This window comes from Rhodococcus sp. 2H158, from assembly GCF_053764755.1.
The window spans coordinates 21674-29310 of the sequence record NZ_JBSNCE010000045.1 but is presented as its reverse complement, the minus strand read 5'-3'; the positions used below and the strand labels follow the sequence as shown (position 1 = coordinate 29310).

Annotated in this window: 5 protein-coding genes and 1 pseudogene; 3 read left to right on the top strand and 3 right to left on the bottom strand. The window is 70.6% G+C overall.

Going from position 1 to position 7637, the window contains the following annotated elements; genetic code table 11:
* Positions 1-362, top strand: a pseudogene (locus ACWPOB_RS27475) (dTDP-glucose 4,6-dehydratase); the annotation flags it as partial.
* Here the strand turns inward: ACWPOB_RS27475 and ACWPOB_RS27470 are convergent.
* Positions 320-1288: an NAD-dependent epimerase/dehydratase family protein gene (locus ACWPOB_RS27470; protein WP_455402746.1), complete on the bottom strand. Its 969-nt coding sequence runs from the start codon at positions 1286-1288 to the stop codon at positions 320-322. The pseudogene ACWPOB_RS27475 and the gene ACWPOB_RS27470 sit on opposite strands and share 43 nt — an antisense overlap.
* 2 nt (positions 1289-1290) lie before the next feature.
* A complete protein-coding gene (locus ACWPOB_RS27465) occupies positions 1291-2292 on the bottom strand; it encodes a glycosyltransferase family 2 protein (protein WP_455402748.1) in 1002 nt (333 codons plus the stop codon).
* A 165-nt stretch (positions 2293-2457) separates the two neighbouring features.
* Here ACWPOB_RS27465 and ACWPOB_RS27460 point away from each other — a divergent pair, with 165 nt between their 5' ends.
* Positions 2458-3297, top strand: a complete 840-nt coding sequence (locus tag ACWPOB_RS27460; protein ID WP_100055760.1) for a glycosyltransferase family 2 protein — start codon at positions 2458-2460, stop codon at positions 3295-3297.
* Here ACWPOB_RS27460 and ACWPOB_RS27455 read toward each other — a convergent pair.
* Positions 3284-5530 (bottom strand): hypothetical protein, encoded by a 2247-nt coding sequence (locus ACWPOB_RS27455; RefSeq protein WP_455402745.1) that lies wholly within the window; start codon positions 5528-5530, stop codon positions 3284-3286. The genes ACWPOB_RS27460 and ACWPOB_RS27455 overlap by 14 nt on opposite strands.
* Before the next feature lie 204 nt (positions 5531-5734).
* On the opposite strand from ACWPOB_RS27455, the gene ACWPOB_RS27450 reads away from it, so the two are divergent.
* On the top strand, positions 5735-7636 hold the full coding sequence (locus ACWPOB_RS27450) for a glycosyltransferase (protein ID WP_100055761.1): 1902 nt from the start codon (positions 5735-5737) through the stop codon (positions 7634-7636).
* Position 7637 lies beyond the last annotated feature (1 nt).

The window sequence follows — 7637 nt, the reverse complement described above, 5'->3', positions numbered from 1 at the left end:
ACAACCGGGCGGTGTGGACGATCATCGACAAGGGTGAGATCGGCCAGACGTACCTGATCGGCGCGGACGGCGAGACGAACAACCGCACCGTCGTCGAGACCATCCTGGAGCTGTGCGGCCGGGATCGCGGCGACTTCGACTTCGTCACCGACCGCCCCGGCCACGACCTGCGCTACGCCATCGACGCCACCCGCCTGCGCACCGAACTCGGCTGGACCCCCCGCTACCGGGACTTCCGCGAGGGCCTGGCCGCAACCATCGACTGGTACCGCACCCACGAGCACTGGTGGCGACCGCAGAAGGACGCCACCGAGCAGGCCTACGCCCGCTCCGGGGAACGGACACTCGGCCGATCCGAATGACCCATCGTGCGCCGGGTCGCTTCCAGCGTGGCGGCGATACCGGCCGGGAGGGGCCGATGGCTGCGGCGGTCCAGTTCGGTCCACACGAGCGACCGTAACCGCAGGTCCCGCCCTTGCACCGACGCGAGCGGTGAGGACGCCAGCACGACGTTGGGGCGGCGGCGGAAGACGGTCCGGCACGCGCCGAGGATCGCGCCGATCGTCACCGACCGGCCGGACGCGAAGATCTTGGTGCTCACCCCGCCCGGTTCGGCTTCCGCCCGCGCCAGGGCGTCGGCAACCATCTCTGCCGCGTCGGAGATATACAGGTAGTCCCGCAGGGTGTCCATCGAGACGTAGATCGAGACCGGCGTCCCGGTGAGATAGCCGCGGCACAGGTGGGAGATGAGACCCTGCGGCTTGGCGAGATTCTGCCCCGGGCCGTACAGGTTCGCGAAGCGGCCGATCACCGCGGTCGCGCCCGTCTCCCCAGCGAAGTCGGCGACGACGGCCTCGGCGGCCAGCTTGGCGTGGCCGTAGAGACCGAGCGGGGCTGGGGGGCTGTGCTCGGAGTGGGGTGCGCCCGGCGCGGCCGCGTACACACCGCCTGCCGACGACGCGTGGAACACCGTCCCGTGCTCGGCGCTGCCGCCGGCTGCGTGCGCCAGTCCGTCGAGCACGTCGCGCAGCAGAGCGTTCTCGGCCGCGAATGCTTCCGACGTCGTGCCGTTCACCCCGGCACCGGCGCACCACGCGACCCGCCACGGCCCACCACCGGTGGCGCGGACGAACCGGTCCGCGTCGGCCAGCAGCACGTTGCGGGCCTGCTCCGGTTCCTCCCAGGGCACCACGCTCGTCGCCACCGGGACGCCGCGGCGATGCAGCTCACGGGTCACCCACGAGCCGAGCAGTCCGCCACTTCCGACGACCCACGTCGGCGCCGGCACGGCTACCCGCTCCGGAACGATTCGAGATCGGGATACCGCTGTGTGCGGGCCAGCGGACCGGAGCCGGGATCGCTGACGATCAGGTACGGCGGTTTGCCCATCGCCGTCTTCACCGCCACCCCCACGTACTCTGCGATGACTCCGAGGGAGAACAGGACGGCGCCGAATCCCAGCAGCAGGATGACCGTCGTCGAGGCCCAGCCCTGCACCGGGAAACGGTTGCCGAGGAACAGGTAGGACACCAGCACCCACACCGCCCACAGGATCCCGCCCACGGCCAGGACCACGCCCAGCAGGCTCACCATCCGCAGGCCCTTGGTTCCGCTCGACAGCACCATCCGCCAGAAATGCGACAGCAGAGTGCGCAGCCGGTAGCCGGACGCACGTCCCTGCTCCTCCCGCAGGGCGACCGGGCTCGTGCTCACCTTGCCTGCGATCCACCCCAGCGCGACGTCGAGGTAGACCTCGGAACCCGCGTAGGCGGCGAGGGAACGTCCCACCTCGCCCAGCACCAGACGGAAACTCTGGTAGTCGGGGCTGTCGGGCACGGACAGCACCCGGGCCAGGAACCACTTGGATCCCTTGGAGGCCACGTTGCGCAGCAGGCCGTGCGGTGCCGCGTTCGTCGGTTTCGCGTACACGACGGTCGCGCCCTCGTCGAGCGCGGTGTCGAGCAGGCCGCCGATGGCGGCGGGATCGTGCTGACCGTCCTCGTCGAGGGTGACGATCCACTCGCCGCCACTCGACGCCATGCCCGCGAGCGTCGCCGGATGCTGGCCGAAGTTCCGGCTGAGCCACACCCCGGCGACGAAGGGGTACTTCGCGGCCAGCTCCCGGATGACGCGGGCCGAGTCGTCGGGGCCGTTGTCGTGGACGAGCAGGACCTCCTCGACCACCATGGGACGGCCGCCGGGGGTCAGTGTCACCTCGGTCCACGGAACGATCTGCTCGAGCAGCTCACCCAGAGTGTGTTCGCCCTGATAGACCGGCACGACGACCGACACGCGGTGTGGCGTGCCCACCCCCGGCCGGTCGTCGCTGCTCACAAGTCGGGAGTGTATACGCCGGGTGGGGCTGTTTTCGGGTGCGGGCCGTGCCGATGTACGGTGGCGCCGTCAGTCGGCCCGCCACGAGCGCCGGGCGTGCGTTCGAGGACGGGATGAGCAGCAGTGACGAGGCCGAAACTGTCCGTGGTGATTCCGGCCTACAACAATGCGCCGTTCATCGAGGCGACGGTCGAGTCCGTGCTCGGGCAGGACTTCGAGGATTTCGAGCTGATCATCGCCGATCACAGTTCGACCGACGGCACCGCGGACCTGCTCGGCAAGTACGCCGGCGACCGGCGCGTGACCCTGTTGTCGACTCCGGCGGGCGGTGGTGCGCCCCGGAACTGGCAGCGCGTGACGGCCGAGGCCACGGGCGAGTACGTCAAGCTGGTGTGCGGTGACGACCTGCTGTATCCGGGTGCCCTGTCGGCCCAGGTGGCGGCCCTGGACACGCACCCGTCGGCCGTGGCGGTGGCGTCGCAGCGGGACATTCTCGACGCGCGAGGCGCGAAGATGATCGGCGGACGCGGGCTCCAGGGACTGTCGGGCCTGGTGCCGGGCGGGGAGGCGATCCGGCGCACCGTGCGGCTGGGCACGAATGTGTTCGGTGAGCCGATGTGCGTGACGATGCGCCGCGATGCCCTCGAGCGGGCCGGCGGATGGGACGGTCGTTTCCCCTACCTGATCGACATGGCCTCCTACACGAAGGTGCTGTTCCACGGCGACCTGTATGCCCTGCGGCAGGTCGTCGGCGGTTTCCGGGTCAGCGCCGGTCAGTGGAGCGTGGCCCTCGTCACCGAGCAGGCCCGGCAGGCGAAGGCCTACCACCGGTGGGTGTCCGAACAACTGCCCGGCGGGCTCCGGGCGGCCGACGTGTGGCAGGGGAATCGCCGCGCCGAACTCGCCGCGCTTCAGCGGCGGATCTTCTACACCGTGTTCCGGTCGCGTCTCAGCCCACGGTAGCCGCCGGTACGGGCGCCGCAGCCTCGTCCGGACGTTCCCGTCGCGCCTTCCGCCGGTCTCTCAGGTACAGCAGCTGCATCGCCGCGGCGCCCGCGATGCCGAGGCCCAGGCCGGCGAATCCGGCTCCCTGGCCCGGCGGTGTCCAGCGCACGACGAGCTCTCCGGCGTCGGTGCCGGCGGGGATGTCCACCGCGAGGAACATTCCGTCCACCGAGCGCGGTTCCAGGGGCCGGCCGTCCAGCGTGGCCGAGTAGCCGGGCCAGTTCAGGCGTCCGAAGACGACGCGTCCACCGTCCGCCGAGTTCACGCGGACCCGGCTCGTCGCGTAGTCCTCGGAGACCGTGGTGGCGGTGACCCCCTCCGTGAAGGAGATGCGTCCGTTCCGGCCGCTGATCGGGCCGGTGAGCCGTTCGAGGATCACCGCGTCCACGGCGTCCGCGGACCCGGGCGGCGACTGCACCCACCGCCAGCCGGGCGGCGCCGGCTCCGAGTCGGCGTCCGGGTACTGCCGGCGCTGCAGCACCACCCGATCCACGAGCATCAGGTCCACGTACGTCCGGTCGGTGCTCGATTCGGTGGCGAACACGGCGCCGAACGCGTCGTCGCAGCTCGAGCCGTCGTGACGCATGCACAGGTGGAAGGCGAACTCCTCGAAGCCGATGGGGGTGTAGGCGTTGACGTACGTCTCGTCGAGGGACTTGGCGAAATTGCCGAACACGAGGGAGCGGTAGACGCCCTGCGGATTCGCGGTCCACGGCAGCACCAGTTCGCGGTCGGCGAGCTGCAGTGTGGTGCCCGGCCGGTCCGGGAAGTTCTCCTTCGCGACCGACTGCCGGGCCGGCAGATCCCACGCGAGTGGGTGCGGTGTCGTCGACGCCACCTGGAAGTACACGACGGGCAGCGCCGAGAGCAGCAGGATCGCCGCGACCGCCCGCTCACCGGCGCGGAGTGCGACCCACAGGACGACGGCCCCGACGAGGAGGACGGCGCCCGCCCACAGCAGGTGACGGTTCATGAACTCGGGGGACGAGGACCCGGAGCGCAGCGTCATCAGCAGCACGAGCGTGGCCGCCGCGCCCGCCCGGACCCGCATCCTGCGGAGCGTGCCGTGGCGGCTGATCAGCACGCACACCACCACGAGTGTCGCGAGCGCGAACATCGGCAGCAGCCGCGCCGGCCAGCGCAACGGCCCCATCACGCTGGGGCCGGCCGTCGCCATGAGCATGGCGACGAGGAAGATCAGCGCGCCGGCGAGGCTGCGCACGGACCGGTGCACGGTCTTCCAGTCCACGAAGGCGAGCGCCGGGACGGCGAACCAGGCGATGTAGGTGACGGGGAACGGCTGCACCTCTCCGAACCAGGCTTCGATGCCGGGCAGCGCGGAGGGGATGCCGGAGTTGAGAGTGTCCGACCAGGGTGCCGTGAGGAAGTTGTCGTTCTGGAAGCCCTGGTCGGAGCGCCAGGTGACGGAGCTGGACAGCGCCCCGGGCAGGTAGGTGATCAACCCGCCCGCGGCGGCGCAGCTCGCTACCACCGCCAGCCGCAGCGAGGGCCGCCACGAGTGCCGATGGATCCGTTCGCCGATCATGAGGCAGCCCGTGAGGATCCCGGCGACGAGCGCGGGAAAGACGTAGCCGACGCTGACGGCGAGGTACAGGAACACGAACGCCGGCAGGGGACCGGAGCGTCCGCGCAGGTAGCGGAGCGAACTGGCCCATGCCTGGGCCACCCACGCCGAGCCGGTGAGGGCCGTGACCCAGGTCGCCTGGTCGTAGAAGAGCGCGAACCCGGTGAACGGGACGGCGGCGCCGGCCACCGCCGCCCACGTCGCGCGAGCGCCGTACTCCAGGCAGATCCGGTACACGCCCAGCGCCAGGACGACGGAGAACGCCCACTTCACGCCCGTCGAGAGCAGGACCATGTTGTCGACGGACGGCGCGATCAGGTTGACGAGCAGCTGCGGCGGATTCCAGAGGCCGCCCTGCCCCTCGACCGGGTAGTTCCCGGCCATCCACTGTTCCGGCACGAGGCTCGGCAGCTGTCCGGTCCGCAGGATCCGGCCGAGGAAGATCCAGTTCGGTACCGCCCCCGATTCCGTGTCGTCGGTGTAGAACCACCGATCGTCGGCCGCCAGGATCACCAGGTAGGTGACCGTCACCATCGCTGCCACTGCGGCACCCCACGTCCGGCGCTGCCGCCGCGTCGTCACCGCGGGCACGACGGCGGAGGTCACATGTGCTCCAGAGGTCGGGGACGGGGCTGGCCGGAGGCCAGGACGAGGCCGGCCAGAGGCCAAGGATAACGGGGGTGGGCCGGGCGACGACCGGCCGGGCGCGGGGGTGGAGCCGCGGGCACGTCGGCCGGTCCCCGGTCCGTTGGTAGCCTGGGACGAGTTGTGTCCTGGGGGGCAGCAAGGTTCCGAAAGGTGTTTCGACGGATGGACAAGGCCGAATTCGCTGCGATCGAACCGACGGGAGGGGTCGGCACCGCGGCTGACGGTTCGTCCGTCACGGGGCGGCCCGCGACCCGTCCGACCGCTCAGCGAGCGCTGTTCGCGGGGCCGTCTCCGCTGGTCAGCGACGACATGTACGTCACCGTCAAGGGGACCGTCGACCGTGAGCGGACCCGGGTGCGCCTCGGCCGCCGGAGCCGTGTCGAAACGGACACCTACTTCGGCAGATTCCCCGCCAGCTACTGGCAGCGCTGGACCGCCGTCACCGAGGTCGAGTTCGTCGCCGAGGTCGACGGGGACGGCCGCATCGAACTGGTCGCCACCGACGCCCGGGGCCGGCGACGGATCGTCGCCACGACCGCCGTGTCGTCGAACGGTGCGCCCGCGACGGTGACGGTGTCCACCCCGATCGACCGGTTCGTCGACGGTGGTGCCCTGTTCGCGCGGATCTCCACCGGCTCCGGCGAACTGACCGTCGAGAACGCCCGGTGGACGGTGCCGGCACCGAAGTCCCTGCGGCCGGCCGCTGTCGTCATCTGCACCTTCAACCGCGCCGACGACTGCGCGGCGACGCTGGCCGCCATGGCGGACGACCCGATCGCGCTGGCCGACGTGCAGTCGGTGTACGTGATCGATCAGGGCAACGACCGGGTGGAGACCCGGCAGGAGTTTCAGCGCGTCGCCTCCGAACTCGGCGACAAGCTCGTCTACATCACGCAGCCCAACCTGGGCGGCGCCGGCGGATTCACCCGCGGCCTGTACGAGGTCGCCGGGTCCGCGCGGAACCCCGGAGCCAACATCGTGTTCATGGACGACGACGTCCTGTGCGAACCGGAGGCGGTGGTCCGGCTCAACATGTTCGCGAACTGCACCGTCGAGCCCGCGATCGTCGGCGCGCAGATGCTGTACCTGCTGCATCCCGACCGGGTCCACGTCGGGGCCGAGGTCGCAGACCTGCAGCGGCTCCAGGCCGGGCTGGAGGTGAAGAACGCGCTCGCGGACAAGAGCACGCTGAAGAAGCAGCAGGACATCCGGGTCGACGCCGGCTACAACGGGTGGTGGTCGTGCCTGATCCCGTCGGAGGTCGTGGAGAAGGTCGGCTACCCGCTGCCCCTGTTCTTCCAGTGGGACGACATCGAGTACGGCTACCGCTCACGGGCGAACGGCGTCGCGACCGTCACGCTGCCCGGTGCCGCGGTGTGGCACGCGGATTTCGCGTGGAAGGACTGGGACGAGTGGCACCGCTACTTCAACCTCCGCAACGCCATGATCACCGGGGCCCTGCACACCGAACTCGACGGCAAGGCACTCGCCAAGCAGTTGCGGACCGACCTGTTCCGGTATCTCGTCTCGATGCAGTACGGGATGGCCTTCACCCTGATCAAGGCCGTCGAGGACTTCCTGCGGGGGCCCGAGTTCCTGCACGACGGCGGCATGGAGGCCGCGGGCGCCATCCGGCGCGAGCGCGCGGAATACGGTGAGACCATCCGCCACAACGCGAACAACGTGCCGGGCCTGCGTCCGGCCGATATGTTCATCACCCCGGCCGGCCCGCACCCGCGCAAGAGCCTCGAGTGGGCGGTGCTCGCCAAGCGCACCCTCAACCAGTGGCGCGGTCGCCTCCCGGCCCATCCGGTCGCCATCCCGTCGTCGGACGCGCACTGGTGGCACGTCTCGCTGTTCTCGCACGCCGTGGTCACCGACGCGTCCCAGGAAGGGGTCCGCGTGCGCAAGCGGGACAAGGAGCGCGCCGTCGCGCTGCTCCGGCGCGGTGTGCGCGCGCTGCAGGCCTTGAAGAAGGAGACCCCCGCGGTGTCCCTGCGGTACCGCGAGGCCATGCCGCAGCTGACCAGCCGGGAGAACTGGGCCCGCCTGTACGGGAAGTAGC

Excerpts from the sequence above, each read along its gene's own strand:
- ACWPOB_RS27450 (WP_100055761.1), top strand. The coding sequence starts at position 5,735 with ATGGACAAGGCCGAATTCGCTGCGATCGAACCGACGGGAGGGGTCGGC.